Source organism: Alteromonas sp. 4NS20-0143 (assembly GCF_057542855.1).
Map to the genome: position 1 here is coordinate 89,504 of NZ_BAAJLR010000007.1, position 23,180 is coordinate 112,683.

At 44.7% G+C, this 23,180-nt stretch carries 21 protein-coding genes; 15 read left to right on the forward strand and 6 right to left on the reverse strand.

The features are described 5' to 3' along the window. The first annotated feature begins 9 nt into the window (after positions 1 to 9). From argA to AC27HD_RS14710, 3 genes are all read left to right on the forward strand, one after another. A complete protein-coding gene (gene argA / locus AC27HD_RS14700) occupies positions 10 to 1,323 on the forward strand; it encodes an amino-acid N-acetyltransferase (RefSeq protein WP_032095470.1) in 1,314 nt (437 codons plus the stop codon). A 137-nt stretch (positions 1,324 to 1,460) separates the two neighbouring features. Continuing rightward, on the forward strand, positions 1,461 to 2,327 hold the full coding sequence (locus AC27HD_RS14705) for an alpha/beta hydrolase family protein (RefSeq protein WP_487106768.1): 867 nt from the start codon (positions 1,461 to 1,463) through the stop codon (positions 2,325 to 2,327). Positions 2,328 to 2,666: 339 nt separating this feature from the next. After that, on the forward strand, positions 2,667 to 3,113 hold the full coding sequence (locus tag AC27HD_RS14710) for a hypothetical protein (RefSeq protein WP_152561520.1): 447 nt from the start codon (positions 2,667 to 2,669) through the stop codon (positions 3,111 to 3,113). A 204-nt stretch (positions 3,114 to 3,317) separates the two neighbouring features. On the opposite strand, the gene yghU is transcribed toward AC27HD_RS14710, so the two are convergent. From yghU to AC27HD_RS14725, 3 genes are all read right to left on the reverse strand, one after another. Further along, complete coding sequence (yghU, locus tag AC27HD_RS14715) at positions 3,318 to 4,175, reverse strand: glutathione-dependent disulfide-bond oxidoreductase (protein ID WP_032095472.1); 858 nt, start codon at positions 4,173 to 4,175, stop codon at positions 3,318 to 3,320. A gap of 731 nt (positions 4,176 to 4,906) precedes the next feature. Continuing rightward, positions 4,907 to 6,598 carry an NAD-dependent malic enzyme gene (locus AC27HD_RS14720; protein WP_032095195.1) on the reverse strand — a complete coding sequence of 564 codons (1,692 nt, stop codon included), beginning with the start codon at positions 6,596 to 6,598 and terminating at the stop codon, positions 4,907 to 4,909. A 77-nt stretch (positions 6,599 to 6,675) separates the two neighbouring features. After that, on the reverse strand, positions 6,676 to 9,336 hold the full coding sequence (locus tag AC27HD_RS14725; RefSeq protein ID WP_487106771.1) for a penicillin-binding protein 1A: 2,661 nt from the start codon (positions 9,334 to 9,336) through the stop codon (positions 6,676 to 6,678). Positions 9,337 to 9,474: 138 nt separating this feature from the next. Between AC27HD_RS14725 and pilM the strand changes: the two genes are divergently transcribed. From pilM to AC27HD_RS14770, 9 genes are all read left to right on the forward strand, one after another. Continuing rightward, positions 9,475 to 10,542, forward strand: a complete 1,068-nt coding sequence (gene pilM / locus AC27HD_RS14730; RefSeq protein WP_032095193.1) for a type IV pilus assembly protein PilM — start codon at positions 9,475 to 9,477, stop codon at positions 10,540 to 10,542. After that, complete coding sequence (locus AC27HD_RS14735; protein ID WP_032095192.1) at positions 10,530 to 11,108, forward strand: PilN domain-containing protein; 579 nt, start codon at positions 10,530 to 10,532, stop codon at positions 11,106 to 11,108. The genes pilM and AC27HD_RS14735 overlap by 13 nt, the downstream gene beginning before the upstream one ends. Then, positions 11,109 to 11,720, forward strand: a complete 612-nt coding sequence (locus tag AC27HD_RS14740; protein ID WP_032095191.1) for a type IV pilus inner membrane component PilO — start codon at positions 11,109 to 11,111, stop codon at positions 11,718 to 11,720. Beyond that, positions 11,720 to 12,244: a pilus assembly protein PilP gene (locus AC27HD_RS14745; RefSeq protein ID WP_032095190.1), complete on the forward strand. Its 525-nt coding sequence runs from the start codon at positions 11,720 to 11,722 to the stop codon at positions 12,242 to 12,244. The genes AC27HD_RS14740 and AC27HD_RS14745 overlap by 1 nt, the downstream gene beginning before the upstream one ends. 2 nt (positions 12,245 to 12,246) lie before the next feature. Continuing rightward, positions 12,247 to 14,019, forward strand: coding sequence for a type IV pilus secretin PilQ (locus AC27HD_RS14750; RefSeq protein WP_487106774.1), 1,773 nt, complete (start codon positions 12,247 to 12,249; stop codon positions 14,017 to 14,019). A 271-nt stretch (positions 14,020 to 14,290) separates the two neighbouring features. Beyond that, complete coding sequence (gene aroK, locus AC27HD_RS14755; RefSeq protein WP_032095188.1) at positions 14,291 to 14,806, forward strand: shikimate kinase AroK; 516 nt, start codon at positions 14,291 to 14,293, stop codon at positions 14,804 to 14,806. Positions 14,807 to 14,837: 31 nt separating this feature from the next. Beyond that, positions 14,838 to 15,905: a 3-dehydroquinate synthase gene (gene aroB, locus AC27HD_RS14760; protein WP_487106777.1), complete on the forward strand. Its 1,068-nt coding sequence runs from the start codon at positions 14,838 to 14,840 to the stop codon at positions 15,903 to 15,905. Positions 15,906 to 15,993: 88 nt separating this feature from the next. Then, a complete protein-coding gene (locus AC27HD_RS14765; RefSeq protein WP_487106779.1) occupies positions 15,994 to 17,502 on the forward strand; it encodes an SPOR domain-containing protein in 1,509 nt (502 codons plus the stop codon). Positions 17,503 to 17,707: 205 nt separating this feature from the next. Next, a complete protein-coding gene (locus AC27HD_RS14770) occupies positions 17,708 to 18,625 on the forward strand; it encodes a Dam family site-specific DNA-(adenine-N6)-methyltransferase (protein ID WP_487106781.1) in 918 nt (305 codons plus the stop codon). Positions 18,626 to 18,729: 104 nt separating this feature from the next. Here AC27HD_RS14770 and AC27HD_RS14775 read toward each other — a convergent pair whose 3' ends face one another. The 3 genes from AC27HD_RS14775 to AC27HD_RS14785 form a co-directional block, all read right to left on the reverse strand. Further along, positions 18,730 to 18,927, reverse strand: coding sequence for a DUF2970 domain-containing protein (locus AC27HD_RS14775; protein WP_032095185.1), 198 nt, complete (start codon positions 18,925 to 18,927; stop codon positions 18,730 to 18,732). Then, the gene (locus AC27HD_RS14780) at positions 18,927 to 19,238 is read right to left on the reverse strand and encodes a hypothetical protein (protein ID WP_032095184.1); all 312 of its coding nucleotides are present in this window, start codon (positions 19,236 to 19,238) and stop codon (positions 18,927 to 18,929) included. Before AC27HD_RS14780 ends, AC27HD_RS14775 begins: the two co-directional genes overlap by 1 nt. Before the next feature lie 182 nt (positions 19,239 to 19,420). Continuing rightward, positions 19,421 to 20,146, reverse strand: coding sequence for a TorF family putative porin (locus tag AC27HD_RS14785; protein ID WP_032095183.1), 726 nt, complete (start codon positions 20,144 to 20,146; stop codon positions 19,421 to 19,423). Positions 20,147 to 20,590: 444 nt separating this feature from the next. On the opposite strand from AC27HD_RS14785, the gene rpe reads away from it, so the two are divergent. From rpe to AC27HD_RS14800, 3 genes are all read left to right on the forward strand, one after another. Further along, complete coding sequence (gene rpe, locus AC27HD_RS14790) at positions 20,591 to 21,268, forward strand: ribulose-phosphate 3-epimerase (protein ID WP_032095182.1); 678 nt, start codon at positions 20,591 to 20,593, stop codon at positions 21,266 to 21,268. Positions 21,269 to 21,297: 29 nt separating this feature from the next. After that, on the forward strand, positions 21,298 to 22,305 hold the full coding sequence (gene trpS, locus AC27HD_RS14795; protein WP_032095181.1) for a tryptophan--tRNA ligase: 1,008 nt from the start codon (positions 21,298 to 21,300) through the stop codon (positions 22,303 to 22,305). 142 nt (positions 22,306 to 22,447) lie between these two features. Continuing rightward, positions 22,448 to 23,053 (forward strand): anthranilate synthase component II, encoded by a 606-nt coding sequence (locus AC27HD_RS14800; RefSeq protein ID WP_487106785.1) that lies wholly within the window; start codon positions 22,448 to 22,450, stop codon positions 23,051 to 23,053. Positions 23,054 to 23,180 lie beyond the last annotated feature (127 nt).

A 23,180-nucleotide genomic window follows, 5' to 3' on the forward strand; every position in this document is an offset into this window, starting at 1 on the left:
CATACTCGCATGGTATTAGCGCATCACGATGGCATCAAATTATTTCGCAGCTCGCTGCCTTATATTAATGCCCACCAGGGAAAGACCTTTGTATTGATGTTCGGTGGCGAAGCCATTGAACATCCCAATTTCCCTAATATTATTCACGATATCGCATTGCTGAATACGCTTGGCGTGCGCGTAGTTATTGTGCACGGTGCGAGGCCGCAAATAGACTCAAGAGTGGCCCTTCGCAATATTGAAGGACGCTTTGAAGACGGCGTAAGAATTACCGACAAGCAAACTCTTGAGTGCGTAAAAGACGCCGCTGGCTCGGTGCGTTCTCAAGTAGAAGCCTTGTTAACCATGGGCCTTCCAAACTCTCCAATGCACGGCGCACAAATTCGCGTTTGTTCTGGAAATTTAGTTGTGGCAAAACCCATGGGAGTGCGCAACGGTATTGATTTTGAAAATACCGGTTTAGTGAGACGCATTGATATAACGGGCATTAACGATCATTTAAATGACGGTTCAATCGTTTTGCTTTCGCCCATGGGGTATTCAGCGACAGGAGAGGTGTTCAACCTGTCTCATGAAGATGTGGCCACCCAAGCTGCAATTACACTTAAAGCCGACAAGCTCATTGTATTTTCAAATTACGATGGCGTGTATAACAGCGATGGAAAACTGCTTCGCACCATCGAGCGCCCTCAGTTAGAGAAAATGATAATGGGCGGCAGCATTACCACGGAACACACTGTACTGCGTGCTCTCACCACCAGCGTATCTGCTGGCGTGCCGCGAGCACACTGCATTAGTTATGAAAACGACGGTGCACTGCTTCAAGAGCTGTTCACTCGCGATGGCACAGGCTCATTAGTGATGGAACATCATTACGAGCAATTGCGAGCTGCTACCATTGACGATGTGGGCGGCATACTGAATCTTATTAAGCCTTTAGAGGACAGTGGCGTATTGGTCAAACGCTCTCGCGAACGCCTTGAGAGTGAAATTAATCAATTTATTATTATTGTACGTGATGGAATGATCATCGCTTGCGCAGCACTTTATCTGTATCCCGAGGATGACTGTGCCGAGCTTGCGTGTGTGGCAACACATCAAGATTACCGCGGCAAAAACCGCGGGGAACGTATACTAGAAGAAGTATGCAGGCGTGCTAAAGAAGCGTGTATCAATCGTATATTTGTACTGACCACAGTGACGGCTCACTGGTTTTTAGAGCAGGGATTTCAGCCTGCAGATATCAGCGCTTTGCCAGAAGTGAAAAAAGAGCTTTACAACTTCCAGCGTAATTCGAAGGTGTTTACACTAAACGTAGAGTAGCCTTTTCTCCTATGCCAAACGGCTCTAAAGGCCGCTTTGGCATAGGCATTTATCATCAAAATAAATACCCTCTTTGTTGCAAATTAACAGCAAACTCGCTTTACTGGTTAGACCAGAAACTGCGAGCGGGCCTATTTGTGACAGACATAAAAACCGACGATATCTTTGTAACCTGCGAAGACAAAACTCAGCTAAAAGCCACTTTATTTACACCGATTCCCCCAGCGAAAGCAGCTATCATGGTGGGCCCTGCTACGGGCATAAAACGTCAATTTTATCGCGCCTTCGCAACGTATTTGTGCGAACAGGGCTACGGTGTTATCACATTCGATAATCGTGGTATTGGAGAATCGTCTAACGTTCCGTTAAAGCACAGTAATGCGTCGCTGGTAAGCTGGGGCGAGCAAGACATGCCTGCCATATTATCAACGCTCAAATCTCACTTTTCACACTGTCACTATTTTTTAGTGGGCCATAGCGCAGGTGGGCAATTGCTAGGTCTCATGCACAATGTTCACGACCTGAGTGCGTTTTGTAACTTTGGAAGCTCATCAGGTAGCTTACGTAATATGCGTAAGGGATATTTAATCAAAGCGCATTTTTTTATGAATGGTTTTATTCCCTTAAGTAACTTTTTGTTTGGCTTTACGAACTCACAATGGGTTGGTATGGGTGAGCCATTGCCAAAAAAGGTTGCTCGCCAGTGGCAACAATGGTGTAACGGCAGTGGATACATAAAAACGGCTTTTGGGAAGGAAGTAAAAAACCATTATTTTGACGATATCCGTATTCCCTCAAAATGGTTACTTGCCACTGATGATGACATAGCTAACATAAAAAATGTGCATGACATGATAAGTGTGTTCCCCAATATGCAGGCTGAAGTGGAGCAGCTTGACCCTGCTGAGTACAACGTGAAAGACATTGGTCACATGAAATTCTTCTCACGCAAGTGCCAACACCTTTGGCCTAAAGTAACTGAGTACTTTAATAGTGTTGCTTAGCGCAGAGTAAAAAGCCGTGACTTTCGCCACGGCTTTTATCGTTTTTCTCCCCTAAGGTTTAACTAGCTGAGCGAGATAGCACAATCTCTCTTACTTGAGCGCCGTAGTTTTTGTCGGCTAAGTCATACTGAGCAAACACCCAACCCTGATACATTAAATTCCGGTTAATTGGATGAGATAAACAAACGTTTACCACTTTATCTACGTATATTTATGTAATCGTACTATCACTCATTTTTCTTTATGGTTATGGCGCTGCATACATCACGACTACTCACTGTTGCTATTGTCTTTGTGCTTCTCACCATAGGCGCGGGCGCCCTTTTTTCATATAAAAGTATGAGTAAACACGCCTTGAAACGAGAAGAACTTAATTTTATGGGCAGCAAAGGTTGGTCATGGTTTGACGAAAAGCGGCGTGTTCAAATAAAGAGAGTTGAAGGGGATTTACCTGCTTTGCGTAAGGTATACGTAGATGAAAATTATGCAGCCCTTTTAACCATTAGCGATAATGGCCGTTATCGAGGTTTTGTATTCTTTGACGAACCCTGCGAAGAAGGTTCCGCTATTACAGAAACTAAATACTATGGTGCCGACGGTGAGCAAAATATTGATGTGCTGCACTGTATTCAAGGAAAATTGGTGTTTATGAAGTCGTGGGCAACACCTCCAGAAACACGGTGGGAAGGAAACGTTGGCGACTTTCGTTTTTCAGTATCACTTGAAGATTGGGATCTGAAACCGTTGCAAAAAGCCTACTATAAAAGCCGAGCCGTGCTTATTTAGCTGTGCTTGTTTAACTGTGCTTAATTAACTGTGCCTAGTTAACTGCGCTTAGTTAACTGTGCTTAGTTAACTGCGTTGGTTAACTGCAATAATTAACTGCATTAGTTAATGTCACTAGCATCACGAAAAACAGCTGTGTCGCCACCACCGACAACGTCAATGATGGCGCTTTACACAGTCATCTTCCTCTTGTTTCAAACGTCTTTAGCTATTCGCTAGGGCGTTATCAATATCAGCAGCGCTGTGTCGGTTCTCCAACTGTCCGTCTTCGCCCCACGTTTTATTAACGATACGGCCGCGCTGCACACCTTTGCGCTTTTCAACACGCTGGGCCCATTCAAGCAGATGGGTATAATCTTCTACTTGTAAAAACGTAGCGGCGTCATACAAATTACCTAGCACGAGGTTGCCGTACCATGGCCATATGGCGATATCCGCTATGCTGTACTCATCGCCCGCCATGAATGTATTCTTCGCCAAATGCTTATCTAAAACATCTAATTGACGTTTCGTTTCCATAGTAAAGCGGTTAATGGGGTACTCCATTGGGTATGGCGCGTAACTGTAAAAATGGCCAAAACCACCACCGAGATAAGGCGCACTGCCCACCTGCCAGAATAACCAGTTCATGCATTCTGCTTTAGCATGAGCATCTTTGGGAATAAATTTATCGAACTTTTCAGCTAAGTACATCAGGATGGAGCCCGACTCAAACAGCTTTGTTTCCGGCGTGGTTGTAGTATCCACCATCGCGGGTATTTTACTATTTGGGTTTACATCCACAAAGCCTGAAGAAAATTGATCGCCCTCTCCGATATTCACCAACCAAGCGTCATATTCAGCCTCATCCACGCCTGCGGCCAACAACTCTTCTAGCATGATGGTGACTTTTTGCCCGTTTGGTGTGGCTAAAGAATGAAGCTGAAATCCATGCTCACCTTGTTCACGGGCCTTTTCATGGGTCGCACCAGACACAGGGCGATTAATGCTAGCCCACTTATTACCGTCGTCTTTGTCCTGCGCCCATATTTTAGGAGGGGTGTAATTATCAGATACTGACATTGCTTTTCCTTTTTGTCGCTGCTTGTAAAATGTATCTATTAACTAAGAACAACTTTTAAAGAGATAGAGCTCACCGGTGTCGACCAATAAACAAGGTTATAGGCTCACCAACATAAAAAAAGCCGAGCGGTGAAATTTACCAGCTCGGCCTACAATAAAAGGCGCACACTCCATTGCACGCAAAGCGGTAGTGTACGGATAGCGTTAGCGAGTTGAGCTAGCGAATTACACTAGCGCTCATCTACCCGTACATATCAATTAACTGCATTAGCACCGCGCTTATTCGTCACGCGTGCTTGCACAACTGTGCATATCAATATCTAGTTATCAATAATTAAGCCAACTTCAAAAAAACTATTATTTTCATCGTGTTATAAAATTTAAAGCGAAAAAATCAAGAAGAAATAGAGGAAAATGTTGCACATTGGTGACAATGTTTTACCGAGGGAGGTAGAAAGGCGATTGCTAGGATATGTTTCACCTTAAAGTACATACAAAAAAGCAGGCGTTGCGCCTGCTTTTTTAATAGTTAACCTGAACCCTGTTTAAAGAATGGTGCAAGCATTTGTTCTATAAGATATAAATTAAAATTTCAAACTCAGTACTGCTAGAAATGCGAAGTGCAAGGCGCAAAAGTCACGTAATAGTTGTTCTATTACTTACTTTTGCAACGCAGTAATTCGCGTTTCTAGTGGTGCTGAGCGCCGTTTCTTAAACAGGATTCAGGTTAGTTAAATACTCACTCGTTTGTAGGGTCGATATTCGGCTTTCCAGAAATTCCTTTCAATGCTTGCACGAAGTGCTTCCTCAGACATTTCTAAGGCCAAGCCTTGCTGCATCGCTACTTTGCCAACTTCAAAAGCAATATCTCGACTAAGCTCTGCAATTTGTACCAAGGATGGCAACAGCGAGCCTTCACCAGTGTTGACTAATGGCGACGCTTTAGCGAGAGCGTTGCTGGCAGCCATTAACATTTCATCGCTGATTAGTTTCGCTTTTGCAGCAACAACACCTAAACCGATACCGGGAAAGATATAAGAGTTATTGCACTGGGCGATAGGGAACACCTTGCCATTGTACTCAACCGGCTTAAATGGGCTTCCGGTGGCAATGATCACCTCTCCATCCGTCCATTCAATCACCTGCTCCGGCCGCGCTTCTACTTGGCGTGAAGGGTTACTCAGCGGAAAGATAATAGGCAATTCGCAGTTTTGCTTCATGGCGCGAATGACTTGTTCAGTGAATAAACCTGGCTGGCCAGACACCCCAATGAGTACATCGGGCTGTGCACAATGCATAACATCAAGAAGCGACGCATAGTCACCACTGAAGGTCCAGTCGGCAAGGTCTTCTTGTTTTTGCTGAAGCTTTTCTTGGAAGTCACGTAGCCCTTCCATACCTTCGGTTAAGAGGCCAAAGCGATCGATCATGAATACTTGCTTTCGCGCTTCCTCGTCACTTAACCCTTCAAATACCATTTGCTGAATTAGCATTTCAGCAATACCGCAACCGGCCGAGCCAGAGCCCACAAAAACAACCTTCATCTCACTGAGCTTTTGTTGCTTTGTTCTGCAGGCGGCTAATATTGTGCCTAGAGTAACTGCCGCGGTGCCCTGAATATCATCATTGAAACAACAGATCTCATTGCGATAGCGATTAAGTAACGGCATGGCGTTTGGCTGAGCAAAGTCTTCAAATTGAATAAGTACGTCAGGCCAGCGTCGTTTAACTGCTTGTACAAACAAGTCGACAAACTCGTCATACTCTTTTTGCTCAATACGAGGGTGTCGAGCTCCCATGTACATAGGGTCGTTAAGCAGCTTTTCATTATTGGTGCCCACATCGAGCATCACCGGCAATGTATAGGCTGGGCTAATACCGCCACAGGCGGTATACAGCGACAGTTTCCCAATAGGGATACCCATGCCACCAATACCTTGGTCACCTAAACCTAAGATACGCTCGCCGTCTGTTACAACGATGACCTTTACTTTGCGTTTTGTGGCGTTGCGAACAATGTCATCTATCTGGTGACGCTCTTCATAAGACACAAATAAACCACGAGAACTGCGGTAAATATCAGAAAACTGCTCACAGGCATCCCCAACAGTAGGGGTGTAGATGAGCGGCATCATTTCATCAATGTATTTCTGAATGAGACGATAGAATAAAGTTTCGTTATTATCTTGAATTGCACGCAAGTAAATGTGCTTGTTCAATGCTTCGTCAAAGCTGCTGTACTGCATGTAAGCGCGTTCAACCTGCTCTTCTATGCTTTCATACCGCGGAGGCACTAATCCCGTTAGATTGAATGCAGCTCTTTCTCGGGCAGTAAAGGCACTGCCCTTGTTAAGTAGCGGAGTTTCCAGCAATGAAGGGCCGGAATGTGGGATATAGAGATAGCGCTGTGAATCTTCTGACATGTTTTTTCCGGTTATGGGTTCAGGCAAATGGAGCGCCAAAGCCTGAAAGGACGTGGTTTTGCACGCCCTTCCCTTTTTTAAAATATTTCTTCTGACTCTGGCGTTGTTGTTTCATCCTGCTCGGCTGGGTCTACCACATCGTTGTCACGAACGTATACGGTAGGCTCTGTACCTTGAAGGAAGTATTCGAATAGTGTCGTATGGTCTGTGCGATTGGTCAACTTTCCACTGGTACGATCAATGCGCACGCGAACGATATCTTCAGGCACAGGTAACGGAGAATAAGGTTTGTCGGCCAGTGCATATTCCATAAAGCGGATCCAGGCAGGGCCTGCGGCTTTAGCTCCATCTTCTGTTCCGATAAGCGCATTACCAATCCAATTAAACTTCTCAGGTTTTTTATTAATTAAGTTTTGATTGCGTGTGGCGCGTCCAAGCTGGCGGCTCATATTGTCAAACCCTACCCAAGCAGTGGCCACGATGTCTTTGTGGAACCCGCTGAACCAAGTATCTCTCGAGTCGTTAGTTGTACCGGTTTTACCGGCAATATCCGTGCGCTGCAATATATTTCTAGCTCGCCAGCCGGTTCCTAGCCAGTAGGTTTTCTTGTTCCAATCACCGTTGGCCCTTACGCCCGTTCGCATCATTTCAGCGACGAGGAATGCATTTTGTGCACTGATAACCTGAGGCGCTATGGTCTTTTCTTCAACGTCATTAGTCAAATCTACTGTACCGGCATCTTCATTAAGCTGAGCAGCAAGCAATGCCTCAATATCATCTTCATCTAAGGGCTGTGACGTTGAAGACTGGTCTTCCTCTTCACAGCGATGGCATGCCCATACCGGGTTTGCCTGCCATAGCTGTTCACCATTCTCATCGAGCACTTCACTAATAAAGTGAGGGTTAACCAAATAACCGCCATTGGCAATGACCGACATGCCCCGTACCACTTCAAGAGGAGTATGAGAGCTTGAACCTAACGATACGGTTTCATCGAGAGGAATATCCTCCTTGTTAAAACCAAAACGAGTAAGGTAATTCGCTGTTTCGCGCAAACCTACGCCGCGAAGCAGTCGAACTGACACCACGTTTTTCGATTTACCCAATGCTTTTCGCATGCGGATAGGACCATCGTATTCAGCAGGTGAATTTTGCGGCCGCCATGCCACACCCGTTGCAGCGTTCCACTGGTTTATCGGGGCATCGTTGATAATAGACGCTAATGTGTAACCGCTGTTGATTGCGGCTGAATAGACAAATGGCTTTATGTTAGAGCCAACTTGACGCTTAGCTTGCGTGGCGCGATTAAACTGACTTTGGTAGAAGCTGTAGCCGCCCACGACCGCTTCCACGGCACCGTTTTTAGGGTTAAGTGCGATAAACGCACCGCTTACCTCAGGAATCTGCGCAATTCGCCACTCACTGTCTTGCTCACGGATATAAATTACCGCACCCTCGCGCGTCACATCGGCAGCTGTGTCAGGGTCGTTTCCTTGCCTGAAGTCAGTAATGTATTGACGAGCCCAATCTAGGCCGTCCCACTCTATGGTGCGAGTTTCGCCATTGACAGTAAGTACCTCTATGGACTTTTCGTTTACCACTTTCACCACTGATGGCACTAGCGGTTTAATATAGGGAACTTCTTCTAATACAGTTATTAACGACGGGTCATCCCACATCGCTCGCTCTGTGCGATTGCTCACGTCGAAACTCAATGACAGAAGCGGGATTTTCTCATCCTTTGACTCTGCCTTTGGAATGTCCCACAGATAGCCTAATGCCCCTTTATAGCCATGGCGCTCGTCATAATCATGTAGATTTCTTACCACTGCCCTTTGGGCCGCAAGCTGTAGCTCAGATGTGGCCGTTGCATACACTTGATACCCACCAGTTTCTGCTTCTTCTTTCCCGTAGGTTTCTACCATTTCGGAATAAATAACGTCTGCTAGGTATGGCGCATCAACTTCAATTTCAGCGCCGTGTTTACGTGCAGTAACAGGAGCGCTAGCGGCTTCATCAAACTGCGCTCTGGTAATGTAGTTTTCATCGAGCATTCTTAGAAGAACCACTCGTCGCCTTTCAACAGAGCGCTCTGGCCCGCTAATGGGGTTAAGCACTGAGGGCGCTTTGGGAAGACCCGCAATAGTGGCAATTTGTGCTAAAGACAGCTCGGTAAGTGGCTTTCCGTAGTACACCTGTGAAGCAGCGCCAAAACCAAAAGAACGGTGTCCCAATTCGATTTTGTTTAAATACAATTCCAAAATTTCCTGCTTCGAGAGCTCTTGCTCCATATGAAGGGCAATAAATATTTCCTTCACCTTACGTATGTACGTCTTCTCCCGAGATAGAAAGAAACCTCTTGCCAACTGCATGGTAAGTGTACTGGCCCCCTGTCGCTTTTCACCCGTCAGTACTAAGCTTACTGCTGCGCGAACTATACCAATGGGATCTATACCGTGATGCTCGTAGAAGCGGCTATCCTCAGTGGCAATTATCGCATCGACTAATTGCTTAGGAACTTCCTCAAGTTTTACCGGTATCCGCCGTTTAACTCCATACTGGGAAATAAGTTTTCCATCTTTGGTATATATCTGCATTGGGGTTTGCAGGCGAACATCCTTAAGGACAGTGACACTAGGCAGGTCAGGTTTGATATAAAAGTAAATACCAACCAGCGCAGCAAAGCCAAGAAGACCGGATAAGAAACTGAAAAGGATTAGCGGTTTAATGTACTTCACTGTAACGGGTACCAAGGAAATTTATGATGAAATGACGTATATTCTATACGTATGTGTTATCAATAGAACCATACATATGAATTATTTAGAGTAATATTGTACTTTAGAGCAACTACCTTTGGAACTAGGCACGAATAAATGAAATCGCTACTGAAAAAAAAGCTGCCGCCCATTGTGGGCTTAGACATAGGTACGCGTCAAATAAAAGCGGTATGGATAGAGCAGACAAAAGACGGGTTTGTACTTCAAGGGTATGCCTGCGAACCCATCAGTAAAATTGCTTTTTCAGAGCGCGACATAAAAGACTATGAATCGGTCAGTATTGCACTAAAAAAAATCAGAAAAGCGCTTAAGACCAAAATTAAGTTAGCCAACGTGGCTGTTGCGGGCACGTCTGTTATCAGTAAAGTCGTTTATATGGACCCAGAGCAAAGCGATTTCGATTTAGAAAACCAAATTGAAATAGAAGCTGACAGTCTCATTCCTTACCCGTTAGAAGAAGTCTACTTAGACTTTGAAGAAATCGGCCCAAGCACTACGCATACAGGCAAAGTAAATGTTCTGCTAACGGCTGCACATAAAGATTTGGTAGATAGCAGACTGCTGCTAGCAAGAGAAGCCAATTTCGAGCCTAAAATTGTCGATATGGAAAGCTATGCTATTGGCAATGCCATCGACTTTTTTCACGCCAATCCGGTAACCGACGAGTCCTTGTGTTGTGTGAATGTGGGTGCCTCACTGCTCCAGGTCTGTGTGGTAAAAAACGGTAACGTTGTCTATACCAAAGAGCACGCCTTTGGACTGAATAACCTCATTAGCGATATTAGCGCCATTCATATGATTGAGCGAGAAACCGCAGAACGCCAGTTGCTAGACGGCACGTTATCGGGAAATTGGGTTGAAGACACCCTACCCATTTTTGCCGCTAACCTTCAACAAAGCATCAATCGCGCATTGCAAATGTACATGAGTACCACCCACGCCGAACGTCCTCAGAAAATTTTACTTACCGGAGGCGCAGCAACCATTGAGCCTTTGGTTGATATTTTAAACCAAGACTTAGGTCTTGATGTCGCTCGCTTTAACCCTTTTGCTGGCATGACAATAAATCCAAAATTGGATGCGGCAAAACTACAAAAATTAGCGCCTCAACTTGTCATAGCAGCAGGCCTAGCGAGTAGGAGTTTTACCCCGTGGCACATGTAAACCTGCTCCCCTGGCGCGAAAAACAGCGCCAGCATCAAAAGCAACAGTATCTCGCAGCACTCGTGGCCGTAGCGGCGATTGTTGGGCTAATATTTTGGTTTGTTGGACAAGCAATTGATCAGCAAATTAGCCATCAAAACTCGCGAAACCAATTTCTAGAACGTGAAATTGCCGCCTTAGACAATCAAATTGGCGATATAAAGAAAGTAAAAGAAAATAAAAGCGCCATTGAACAACGGATGACCCTGATTGAACAACTTCAGGCAAGTCGCAATATCTCGCCTATTGTGTTTGATGAGCTAGCCAAGCTTGTACCCTCAGGCGTAGCGTTTAACACTATGGCTCGCACTGGAAACAGCATAAAAATTGAGGGTACGAGTGATTCAAACAACAGACTATCGGATTTCATGCGCGCATTAGACAGCTCTGACACCTTTGTGTCTGCTGAGCTATCTACCATTAAATCGGATAGCAGCGCCGCGCGTGCAGTGAGTGACTTTACTCTTACATTCTCTATCGCACCCAATCTAGCGCCAGTGACAGATGCAGAAAGTGAGGTTCAGTAGATGAAATTTGATGTCTCAAAACTAAAAGAACTCAACGAACTCGATTTCGAACAAATTGCCATTTGGCCCAATGAAGTACGCATTGTTGTTGCTGCCTTTGTGGCTATTGCCATCGGCGCATTAAGTTACTACCTGCTGATAAGTCCAAAGCTTCCTATATTAGATACAGCGAAACTAAAAGAAGACGAATTAAAGCTTCAATTTGAAGCTAAATATAGAATTGCTGCAAACCTCGATGCTTACCAAGCCCAGTTAGAGCAAATCAAAAAAGACTTCTCTTCTATGCTGAAAAGTTTACCTACCAGTAATGAGACACCGGGACTACTTGACGATATTACCTACGTGGGCACCTCGGCAGGATTAACCTTTAAACTGCTCAACTGGCAGCAAGAAGTGCCAAAAGAATTCTACACAGAACTGCCAATAGAGATGGAAGTAAGCGGCGGTTATCACAACTTTGGCGAATTTGTCTCTAACGTGGCAGATCTACCTCGTATTGTCACTTTGCACGACTTTGATATTGCCCGCGATGAAGGTGGCTTAACCCTTAGATTACAGGCAAGAACCTACCGTTCTGACAATCCCTCACTCTTAGAGGGAGAAGAAGACTAATGCGATATCTTTTATCTTTGTGTATTTTTGTTATGATTTCTGGATGCACCCCTGAAATCAACGATTTACAGGCTTACACAGAAAGCGTTAAAAGCCGAGCTCAGCCGAGCGTAGAGCCATACACTAAATTTGAAACTCAACCGCCTTTTGCATACAGCGCAAGTTCGTTACGAAGCCCTTTTGAACAGCCAAGAGGGATACCTGCGGTAGTGAGCCAAACTCGGGTTGAAAATTGCTTACAACCTGATTTTCAACGCCCCAAACAGGCGTTAGAAAGTTATGGCTTAGACGCTCTCGCACTCACTGGAAGTTTTACCGTTCAGGGCGAAAAATGGGCGCTCATAAAAAGTAACGACGGCGTGCTGCACAAAGCAAAAGCCAAAAGCCGAATTGGGCTATTTTACGGTAGCATTACGCAAATTGGCACAGAATCAATTATTATAGAACAGTTATTACCAGATGGTGCTGGCTGCTGGCAAAGGAAAACAACAACAATGACAACAGCATCACAGGCGGGAGAGTAAACATGGCCGAGCGATACATATTTAATAAGTCTCTAAATCGTAGCGGGCCTAGATGGTATTGGTTAGCGGGTACTATTGCCGCGTTTCTCTCTTTTACTTTGTTTGTTGCTCCCTCAAAAGCACAAGAGCCAGTTTTAGTCGACCCGCAGTCTATGGGCGATGCTCAGCGCGTGACCACTACCATCACTGATGTGGACTTTACGCAAAACGCCAACAACACCGCGATTACTGTGGTGACGTTTGAAGGCCAAGTACCTAAGACCCAGCTTATTGAATCTCAGGGCAAAGTATCAGTAACTTTAATGGCCACTAAACTGGGTGAAAATCAGTTTGTAGAGCTGGATGTGGCTGATTTCGGCACCGTGGTTTCTACAATCGAAACTTTTGAAGACGACATATCTGCTCGTATTGAAGTCAATTATGAAGGCGCGGTTACCGTTAGAAACACGGTAAAAGGGAAGCAGCTTCACATTGAAATAGTACCTATGGGTAAAGAACAGCAAGAAGCCCTTAGCAGCGAGAAAAAGTATACTGGCGAACCCATATCTCTCGACTTCCAGGACGTTCCGGTACGTCAGGTTCTGCAGATTATTGCTCAAGTTAATGGATTCAACCTCGTTACAACCGATTCGGTGACAGGCAATGTCACCATTAGCCTTTCTGGGGTTCCGTGGGATCAAGCCCTCGATATGATCATGCGAGTAAAAGGCTTAGACAAGCGTTTAGAAGGTAATATTTTACTTATTGCACCGGCAGAAGAATTATCCGCAAGAGAAACCCAAGCGCTCCAGTCTCGTCAGCAGGTGGCCGATTTAGCCCCATTGCAAACAGTGGATATTGCGATTAACTACGCAAAAGCAACAGAACTGGCCGCAATTTTAAAATCATCGGAAGGCGGTATTCTTTCAGATAGAGGCGGAGTGACCGTTGATGAGCGCACCAATACGCTATTGATAAGAGACACCTTGGAGTCTATCGATGAAGCGAGAAAGACCATTGAAGTACTTGATATTCCCGTTAAGCAGGTGCTTATTGAAAGCCGTATGGTAACCGTACTGGATAACGTAGATGAACAACTTGGCGTTCGTTGGGGCTTCAGTGACAGACAAGATGACAACGGTGTATCTGGCTCTCTTGAAGGTGCAGATACCATTGCAGGTGGCATTGTTCCCTCAATCAACAACCGATTAAACGTTAACTTACCGGTGAGCAGTGCTGCGGGCACCATAGGCTTTCAAGTGGCAAGCTTAATTGATGGCACCATATTAGATTTAGAGCTGTCGGCACTGGAGTCTGAAAGCAAGGGGGAAATCATTGCCAGCCCGCGCATCACGGTGGCCAATCAACACGAAGCGTATATTGAGCAAGGTACTGAGATCCCGTTTGTGCAAGCCACCTCAAGCGGCGCCACAGCGGTTGAATTTAAGAAGGCGGTATTATCACTCAAAGTAACGCCGCATATCACACCGGACAACCGAATTATTTTAGATTTAGTGGTAACACAAGATACCCGAGGTGAAACAGTATCCACATCAACTGGGGATGCAGTAGCAATCGATACACAAGAAATACAGACGCAGGTGCTGGTTGAGAATGGTGAAACAATTGTTCTAGGCGGCATCTTCCAGCAAACAAGTAGTGACGGTGTAAATAAAGTACCACTTTTTGGCGACCTACCCGTGCTAGGTGCATTGTTCAGAAATACTACTGAGCTACAGCAAAAGCGCGAGTTATTAATTTTTGTAACGCCGAAAATAATTACTGAAAAACCGTAACACCCTCCCTGAGTTACCAAGAAAACGTGCATAACCTTGCACGTTTTTTGTTTTAACCCTGTTTTTTTAAGTGAAATTACAGGTATATGCATATTGTTGGTAACAAAACTTGCAACGCCTTGTAGGAAACTGAGATAATCGCCGCCTCGAAATATTAACGAGGTTTAAGGAGTGGTGCTTATTGGACATTAAATAGGCACGAGTCAATGGGTAGGCTGGTAAGGCAACAGTGCACTGCCCCTAACATGATTAAGTTGTGATATAAGCAAATATGGCTGAAAAACGTAATATCTTTTTAGTTGGCCCGATGGGTGCTGGCAAGAGCACTATCGGTAGACATCTAGCAGACGAACTTCACTTGGATTTTTTTGATTCGGATCAGGAAATTGAGCGCCGCACTGGGGCTGATATCGCCTGGATCTTTGACTTAGAAGGTGAAGATGGTTTTAGAGCACGCGAAGAAAACGTCATCAACGATTTAACCGACAAGCAAGGCATTGTGCTTGCTACTGGCGGTGGCTCTATCGTGACTAAAGCAGTACGTAACCGTTTATCTGCCCGCGGTATCGTTGTTTACTTGCAAACCACTATCGATAAGCAAGTAGCTCGTACACAACGTGACAAGCGTCGTCCTCTTCTTCAAAACGAAGATCCTGAGAAGGTACTTCGCGACCTAGCTGACTCACGCAACCCTTTGTACGAAGAGGTAGCCGACTACGTAGTTGATACCGACGACCAGTCTGCACGTGCAGTAGCAAACCAAATCATCAGTAAAATCGGTCTTTAAATAGCATAATGTATTAGGAGGTGCTGCGCCCATGTCAACCTTAACTGTGGAACTTGGAGACCGTAGCTATCCAATACAGATAGAAGCAGGTTTGCTCTCGCAGCCTGCTCTATTTAGCCCTTACATAAAAGGGCCTCTCGCTGTTATCGTTACCAACGAAACCGTTGCGCCCTTGTACCTAGAGACAGCAAAAGCTGCCTGTGGTGACGTTAACGTAGAAACCATTATCCTGCCCGACGGCGAACAGTATAAAAACCTCGAACAATTCGAAGTCGTTATGACTCGTTTGTTAGAGCTAAATGCCGCTCGCGATACCACATTAATCGCATTGGGCGGTGGGGTAATTGGTGATCTGACTGGCTTTGTAGCAGCAACCTATCAGCGCGGCATCCCTTTTATTCAGGTTCCTACTACATTACTTTCCCAAGTTGATTCATCAGTGGGTGGAAAGACTGCAGTCAATCATCCTCTTGGGAAAAACATGATTGGTGCTTTTTACCAACCTGTTTTTGTAGCAATAGACACACTTTCATTATCCACCCTTCCAAAGCGAGAATTCGCGGCTGGGATGGCTGAAGTCGTGAAGTATGGCATTATTTACGACGCACCTTTCTTCACTTGGCTTGAGTCTGCAGTGGAATCGCTGAAAGCACTCGACAATGACGTGTTAAGCCAAACTATTCACCGCTGCTGTGAAATAAAAGCCGATGTGGTAGCAAAAGACGAACGAGAAGGCGGACTTCGCGCCATTCTAAATTTGGGCCATACGTTTGGTCACGCTATTGAAGCAGAGCAAGGCTATGGCAACTGGTTGCATGGTGAAGCCGTGGCAGCTGGTACTATAATTGCTTGTTTAGCTGCACAAGAGCTAGATTGGTTTGAAACGTCAGAAACTCGTCGTGTTATCGCGCTGTTTAAAGCCTTCGACCTTCCCGTTGAAGGCCCTAAGAGTATGATCAAAGCTGACTACGTCAAGCATATGAAGCGAGACAAGAAAGTAGAAGCCGGTAGCATACGATTTGTGCTTCCTAAAGGCATTGGCAACGCGGTGGTTACAAAAGCAGTGACCGACGACATACTTTCTAACGTACTTCCCTAGCCTTTAAGATTCGACACTGCAAATAAACACATTTGTTTGCGGTGTTACTATTTTCTACTCACCGCAAGGTTTTTATAGGGGCAAACACATGCAAAATGAACTGCATGAACGTTTGGAGTATTTAGTCAACTACTCGTCGCAACTGATTTTTGTCAGTGGAGACTCTATTGCTCAGCAACAAAAAACCCTAGAAGCCTTTGTCTTTCAGCAGCATGATGATACTGAAATAGCCTATTTGACTGCACAAGAAACGATGGATGTGTCTGACTACCGTCGCCAACTCTGTCGCCAGCTGTTAGGGCAAGTGATAGGCAGTTTTGTCAGACCGTTAAACGAGCTACTTGTTGATTTGAATAATCACGAAGGGCCTATACTCGTTGCCATTACTCAATCTCATCATCTACCGGATAGCTTTTTACAAGAGCTGTGGGACCTTGTTCTTCAAAGTCGATTTGCCGGTAATAAGCAGCATTTAAACGTATTACTGTTTGCCGATAGCCAGTGGGCAGAACGAGCAAAGCAGTGGCTACCCGCAAAAAACACGGAAACACCCTTAATTATTAGCAGTCAATCTGTCATCGACGAGCAACCTAACTTTGCATCTGATTTAGATAAAATGATTGCAACACGTCGAGAGGCCTTTCAAGCGCATCTTGAAAACCGACAGCAGCAAAGCGCACTGACCTTTTCCAACCCGTTAAAGTCGAGATGGCTCTATGTATTGTTGCTTTGCGTTTTCGTTAGCACATTTTCAGGTTTAGTTTATTGGCAATACGGCGACGACATCGCTTCTTTGTTCGCGCCAATAGACAACGCAGATGGGGCTAACGGTAACCTTGTCGCGCCTGGTTCTGCCTATGATCAGATTGCAGCAGAAACTAACGGTAATGAAGCGGGAGTGAATGCTGAAGGCTCTCTTTTATACGCTGAAGGCTCTCTTTTATACGCTGAAGGCTCTACCCTAATCGGTGGGGCTGCCACAATAAAAGGCGCTGATGATATCAATAATAATCGCGCCCCCTCTGATGACACAGTAAACGCGAGCGGGAACACGCAAAGCAATGAGGCCGCACAAAATCAACCGGAGGCGTTAATTACCAGTTGGCAAAATGCTATATCAAAAGATACTGGTGATTTATCGAAAAAAGGCAGTGCCTTACCTCAGGATAAAGGGGATGACAGCGGTACAAGCGAAAACGCCATTGCGGCTAACACAACGAATTTAGCTGAACCTAAATCTACACCTAGTCTAAATACTGAATCATCTGCCTCCGGGGCTGAGTTAGATGTCACTCGCAGTACAGAAACTCCGTTCATTGCTCCTAATGAGTACGCGTTACAAATGCTAGCAATGAAAAACGAACAAGTGCTCAACGACTTTATCGAAGAAAATAACTTGGCACAGCAAACCCGAGTTTATAAAACACGGCGCTATGGCGGCGATTGGTATGTCGTGCTATATGCCCAAACGTTTTCATCTGCTACGCAGGCTCAGCAAGCTAAACAAGCGCTGCCTGATTACCCAGGCAATGGGTCAGCGTTTGTAAAAAATGGACAACAAATATTGCAGGAAATAGCACTATCTGAAAGTCAGTAAATGGGCGTTAGCTGCAGGCTTTTTAGTCGATTTGAAAAAGATATCAAATGGCCGGCACTTGCCGGTTGTCCGTTTAAACGATGAAAGATACAATTACCGATTAGTGTGGTGACGCCGAGAGGCTCCCTTCCCCAGCAATACGCCTAGAACGGCGACGTTAGGAACAACCACCGTCTTCATTCCGTGTAGGTAGTAACGTTTACGCATGATGCAAAAAAAGAACCGTGCTTTTTTGAAGTGGGCCGGTGGCAAATACAGCTTGGTTGAGCATATTCAAGCCAGATTACCGCAAGCAAATAAGCTTATTGAGCCTTTTGTCGGCGCCGGATCTGTGTTTTTGAATACGCAATACAAACGTTATCTCTTAAACGACATCAATCCAGATTTAATTAATCTTTATAACTTTCTCAAAGCGCAGCCTGACGCACTTATCAATGATGCCCGTGATTTTTTTAGTACTGCTCGTAACAATGAGCCCATGTACTACGCGTTACGAGAAGAGTTTAATAAAACTGAAGACGAGTATTACCGCGCCATTTTATTTCTTTACTTGAACAGACATGGCTACAATGGATTGTGTCGTTACAGCCTTCAAGGCCGGTTTAATGTGCCATTCGGGCGCTATAAAAAACCCTATTTTCCAGAACATGAAATGTTTGTTTTTTCGGAAAAGTCACAAAAAGCGACCTTTACCTGCTTACCCTTTGAAAAAGTATTTACTAGGGCGAGACAGGGTAATGTCATTTATTGCGACCCGCCCTACGCACCAATAAGTAAAACCGCCGCGTTTACCAGTTACGCCAGTCATAGTTTTGGGCAAGAAGCGCAGGAAAAATTGGCGAAGCTTGCAGCTAAAACCTCGCAAAAAAGAGGGATCCCAGTGCTTGTCTCAAATCACGACCTGCCACTAACCAGAGACTTGTATCAAGGGGCAGATTTCAGCATGTTGTCTGTAAAACGCTCCATCAGTCAAAATGGCGCAAAGCGCAATCCTGTCGATGAAATACTCGCGTTTTTCCCCCCGGTGATGCCGTCAGCGAAAAAGGCGAAGGGAGTGAGAAAAGCAAAGAAGCCTGCGTTAAATTTATCAGCAGTGCAGACAAGTAAAAGCAAGACATCATAGGCTTGACGTAATGAAGAGATTGGGCAGGAGAGTTCGACGTTATGAAGAGATTAGACAGGCGTTATTTAGGCTAATCTACCTGCAACAGCGTTAGGTACACTTTGCTAGCCTACGTACCATTTCACAAAAGTAAACAAGCTCACCACAAACAATACCACCATGACCACGCCAATTACCGCATAGGTAATAAAGGTACCCTGCGTAAAATCCCGTTCGTAATTTTTGTGACTTTGTACGCCAAATAAGCTAGCTAAAACGCTGCCAACTATCGCCCATAAGCCAGAGTCGGACTTGTGACTCATTACTGAGCGTCTTTAGGAGACGAAGAAAAGTCTTGGTGAGAATTGTCGCTGTGTAACAGCTCCAATAAATCGAGGAAGTGAAACTGGAATGACGATGATTTACCTGCAACCCACGAGAGCCAGCTGACTTCCTCAACGCCTTCTTGATAACGAGCACATTGATTCATGACATGACTAGCGGGTAGCTTGGGATTGAACTCTGTCACAGGCTGAAAGTCACAGACAGACGAGCGAGCGTTGGGTGCTGACACCATTGTCGCACTAGCAAGCGCAACGACACCACACAAGGCAAAAAATGGGAGAACCTTCATCCTGAACACTCCTATCACTCGGTTGAAATTCCATCTTAGTATAATCTAAATAGGTTAATGGACAAGCTAATTATTTTAACCTGCTGTTAACCCACGTATTCATTGAGAAAGCCCAGCGTAATGATGCTGGGCTTTTTATCAATTAACAGAAAAGTCTTTACTAAACAGACTTTTCAAAACACTTATAGCTCGAAGTCCATACCGTAGCTAACAGTGAATTTTACTGCATCGTTATCGTATGCATCTGCGCCAGTATCGTCTAAATCGGTGCCCGTAACCGCAAAGCTAAAACCGTCTTTAGATAATGAAATACCGTAATCTGCGTAACCATCTGGTACACCGTTGAACGCTTCAGCGAAGTCGCCTTGATGATAACCAACGTGGAAACCAAGTTCAGCACCGTCTAGTACTGGCATGCCGTAATCTAATGAAACATAGGTTGCTTTACCAAAACCAAAATCCTGTCCTTCGCCTTCATCTGCTTCTGTGTGCGCAAGCAATGAAACCGTAAGGCTAACACCACCCATGCCTACTGAGCCGTAAACCTCTGCGAAATCAAATTCAGCTTCTGAATCATAGTTGTAGTACAAGTAACCCACATCATAAGCGATACCTTGGTCAGACTCACCAGAGAAACCGAAATAGAGGTCGTGCTCATACGAATAAATATCGTCTGCACCGTAGTTTACATTTGACGCCCATGTACCTGCGTAAAAACCGCTTTCGTGTGCATAGTCAATACCGCCTTGAACAGCTGCATCATTCGTTGTTTGAGTAAGACCACGCCAGATGTAGTTACTTGTGAAACTTGCGTTTGCAGTAACTTCTGCATAAGTAGGCATTGCAGTGAAAAGGCACGCTGTTGATATAGCAGCGGCAAGTAGAGTTCTTTTTGTAGACGTTTTCATGTGTGTTCTCCAGTCAAATTCCAATTTGTTTTAATTAGTTTTTCTGTCTGTATTTTTATATTTGCACTAGCTAACGCAAAACTGATGCCCGTTTATGGCACGAGTAAAAAAGAGTTAAAATTAATTCCAATACATTGATTTTAATCATTTTATTCTCAACCCAAAAGAATTGAATGAAAATAACCATGCAGCTTAAATGAATAAAAATGCACCAGATTAACGCGCACTCCCCAAAACTGGGCAGGCTTTGTTGCATTTCTCACTCTTCGAAAAAGGGGGGTATTTTAATTTGTCTGGAGGAAATACAGAGTTCGTAGTAAAGCACGACGGATTTCGTTAAACTTTCATCAAGTATGCATCTATGCACATTGCATATATGTACATTGCGTATATGTTCACTGCAGCATCAATCGCTGTGTATGCATTAATGACTAAGGATGAAAAATGAAACCATTTTTAATTGCGCCCTCTATTCTTTCCGCAGATTTTGCTCGACTTGGTGCGGACGTCGAGAAAGTGATCAGCGCGGGCGCGGATATCGTTCATTTTGATGTGATGGACAACCACTATGTCCCAAACCTTACTTTTGGGCCTATGATTTGCGATGCATTGAGAAACTACGGCATTACCGCACCCATTGATGTGCATTTAATGGTGAAGCCTGTAGACGATCTAATAGAAAAGTTTGCCAATGCGGGTGCATCATATATCAGCTTTCACCCTGAGGCTTCTGAGCATATCGATAGGTCTTTGCAGCTCATTATCGATTCGGGATGTAAGCCAGGATTGGTCTTTAATCCAGCGACACCGCTACATTACTTAGATCATGTGATGGATAAACTTCACCACATTCTTATAATGTCGGTGAACCCAGGCTTTGGCGGACAGGCCTTTATCCCGTCGACATTGGATAAAGTACGTGCAGTTAAGCAGCGCGTTGCAGAAAGTGGTTACGATATAAGAATAGAAATTGACGGTGGCGTAAAAGTAGATAACATTCGCGACATCGCAGAAGCGGGCGCAGACATGTTCGTAGCTGGCTCCGCCATTTTCTCTCAAGACGATTACACAAAAGTCATCAGCGAAATGCGACAAGAGCTTGCATCGCTGTCTAAAGCATAATTTATTAAACACAATTACAGGTAAAAATAATGAGTAATAAACCCGTTGTATTAAGTGGCTGTCAGCCTTCTGGACAACTCACCCTAGGTAACTATATGGGTGCGCTTAAGCAATGGGTTTCCATGCAAGCAGATTACGACTGTCTTTATATGATTGTCGATTTGCATGCGATTACGGTGCGCCAAGATCCCAAGCAGTTATTTGAAGCCTGCTTAGATGGCCTAGCGCTCTACCTTGCTTGTGGTATCGACCCGCAAAAAAGCACTATCTTTATGCAGTCTCACGTGCCTGAGCATGCGCAGCTATCTTGGGTGCTAAACTGTTACGCTCAAATGGGCGAACTCAACCGAATGACTCAGTTTAAAGATAAGTCTGCCAAAAACGAAAACAATATCAACGTGGGCTTATATAGCTATCCGGTATTGCAGGCCGCAGATATATTGGCCTATCAAGCAGACAAAGTGCCCGTTGGTGAAGATCAGAAACAGCACTTAGAGCTAACTCGCGATATCGCTACTCGGGTGAATAATCTTTACGGCGATGTTTTTAAACTACCTGACCCGTATATTCCAGATTTTGGTGCTCGAATCATGAGCTTACAAGAGCCTGAAAAGAAAATGTCTAAGTCGGATACAAACCCGAATAACTTTCTTGGTTTGCTTGAAGAACCTAAAAAGCTGACGAAGAAAATAAAGCGCGCGGTTACCGACTCAGACGAGCAGGCTAATATCTATTTTGACCCTAAGGAGAAGCCGGGCGTATCTAACCTACTTACCTTGCTCTCTTTATCTACAGGAAAGTCGATAAAAGAGCTTGAGCCTGAGTACACTGACAAAATGTATGGACACCTCAAAGGTGATGTTGCTGAGGCAGTTGTGTCACTGATTACACCGATTCAAGAAGAATACGCAAAAATTCGTGCCGACAGAGCTTTCCTTAACGAGGTAATGCAAAGTGGTGCCAATAAGGCCTCAGAACGAGCAAGTGTGACATTGAAGAAAGTGTATGATGCGGTGGGTTTCATTCCTAAACCATAGGGTCGCTTTTACCGTAAAGTAACCCACTCACGTGTTGAACATGGTACTTACTGTTTATGGTAGCTACTGTTCATACTTCGTGTTTCATGCTCGTTTTTATAAAATACATAGCTTTAATATCACACAGAGGTATAGCACTACCGTGTTATTGTTGATTGATAACTTTGATTCGTTTACGCACAACTTAGCTCGCTATTTTTTAGAGTTAGGCGTAAACGTAAAAGTAGTGCGAAATAATGCCATCACGCTGGATGAGATTGCTCATCTAGCGCCCTCCCAGCTCGTTATATCACCAGGCCCCTGCACACCTAATGAAGCAGGGATTAGTTTACAGGCAATAGAGCGATTTGCCGGTACTATTCCTATTTTAGGTGTGTGTCTAGGACATCAAGCTATAGGTCAGGTTTTTGGGGCTAGTGTGGTTGGTGCTCAAGAAATAAAACACGGAAAGGTATCAGAACTACACCATAGCGATACCGGCCTACTAAACGGACTTCCAAGGGCGTTTAACGTTACTCGTTACCATTCTTTGGTATTAAAACCTGAAAGCCTGCCTACATGCCTCAATGCTGATGCGTGGTGCAACACCAATGTTGGTCAAAAAGAAATCATGGCTATCTCTCATCAAAGTATGCCTATTTGGGGAGTTCAATATCACCCTGAATCGCTTTTGACTGAATATGGTCACGATGTACTAGCGAAATTTATTTCCCTGTCTAAGGCACGCCCTAATCAAATCACAGCTTAAGTAACTGTATCTCTTGCCGATATGTCCTTAATACGGACAGAAAAAAGTCCATTTTTTATAGTGTTTAAATACATTGCTTACCTAAAATGCAAAGTTGATGTGCTTGGCCAAGTCTTGAGCTAGAGAC

Excerpts from the sequence above, each read along its gene's own strand:
- aroB (WP_487106777.1), top strand. The coding sequence starts at position 14,838 with ATGTCAACCTTAACTGTGGAACTTGGAGACCGTAGCTATCCAATACAG.
- trpS (WP_032095181.1), top strand. The coding sequence starts at position 21,298 with ATGAGTAATAAACCCGTTGTATTAAGTGGCTGTCAGCCTTCTGGACAA.
- AC27HD_RS14780 (WP_032095184.1), bottom strand. The coding sequence starts at position 19,238 with ATGAAGGTTCTCCCATTTTTTGCCTTGTGTGGTGTCGTTGCGCTTGCT.
- AC27HD_RS14745 (WP_032095190.1), top strand. The coding sequence starts at position 11,720 with ATGCGATATCTTTTATCTTTGTGTATTTTTGTTATGATTTCTGGATGC.
- aroK (WP_032095188.1), top strand. The coding sequence starts at position 14,291 with ATGGCTGAAAAACGTAATATCTTTTTAGTTGGCCCGATGGGTGCTGGC.
- AC27HD_RS14770 (WP_487106781.1), top strand. The coding sequence starts at position 17,708 with ATGATGCAAAAAAAGAACCGTGCTTTTTTGAAGTGGGCCGGTGGCAAA.
- AC27HD_RS14720 (WP_032095195.1), bottom strand. The coding sequence starts at position 6,598 with ATGTCAGAAGATTCACAGCGCTATCTCTATATCCCACATTCCGGCCCT.
- AC27HD_RS14710 (WP_152561520.1), top strand. The coding sequence starts at position 2,667 with ATGAGTAAACACGCCTTGAAACGAGAAGAACTTAATTTTATGGGCAGC.
- pilM (WP_032095193.1), top strand. The coding sequence starts at position 9,475 with ATGAAATCGCTACTGAAAAAAAAGCTGCCGCCCATTGTGGGCTTAGAC.
- yghU (WP_032095472.1), bottom strand. The coding sequence starts at position 4,175 with ATGTCAGTATCTGATAATTACACCCCTCCTAAAATATGGGCGCAGGAC.
- AC27HD_RS14750 (WP_487106774.1), top strand. The coding sequence starts at position 12,247 with ATGGCCGAGCGATACATATTTAATAAGTCTCTAAATCGTAGCGGGCCT.
- AC27HD_RS14740 (WP_032095191.1), top strand. The coding sequence starts at position 11,109 with ATGAAATTTGATGTCTCAAAACTAAAAGAACTCAACGAACTCGATTTC.
- argA (WP_032095470.1), top strand. The coding sequence starts at position 10 with ATGGTATTAGCGCATCACGATGGCATCAAATTATTTCGCAGCTCGCTG.
- AC27HD_RS14785 (WP_032095183.1), bottom strand. The coding sequence starts at position 20,146 with ATGAAAACGTCTACAAAAAGAACTCTACTTGCCGCTGCTATATCAACA.
- rpe (WP_032095182.1), top strand. The coding sequence starts at position 20,591 with ATGAAACCATTTTTAATTGCGCCCTCTATTCTTTCCGCAGATTTTGCT.
- AC27HD_RS14765 (WP_487106779.1), top strand. The coding sequence starts at position 15,994 with ATGCAAAATGAACTGCATGAACGTTTGGAGTATTTAGTCAACTACTCG.
- AC27HD_RS14775 (WP_032095185.1), bottom strand. The coding sequence starts at position 18,927 with ATGAGTCACAAGTCCGACTCTGGCTTATGGGCGATAGTTGGCAGCGTT.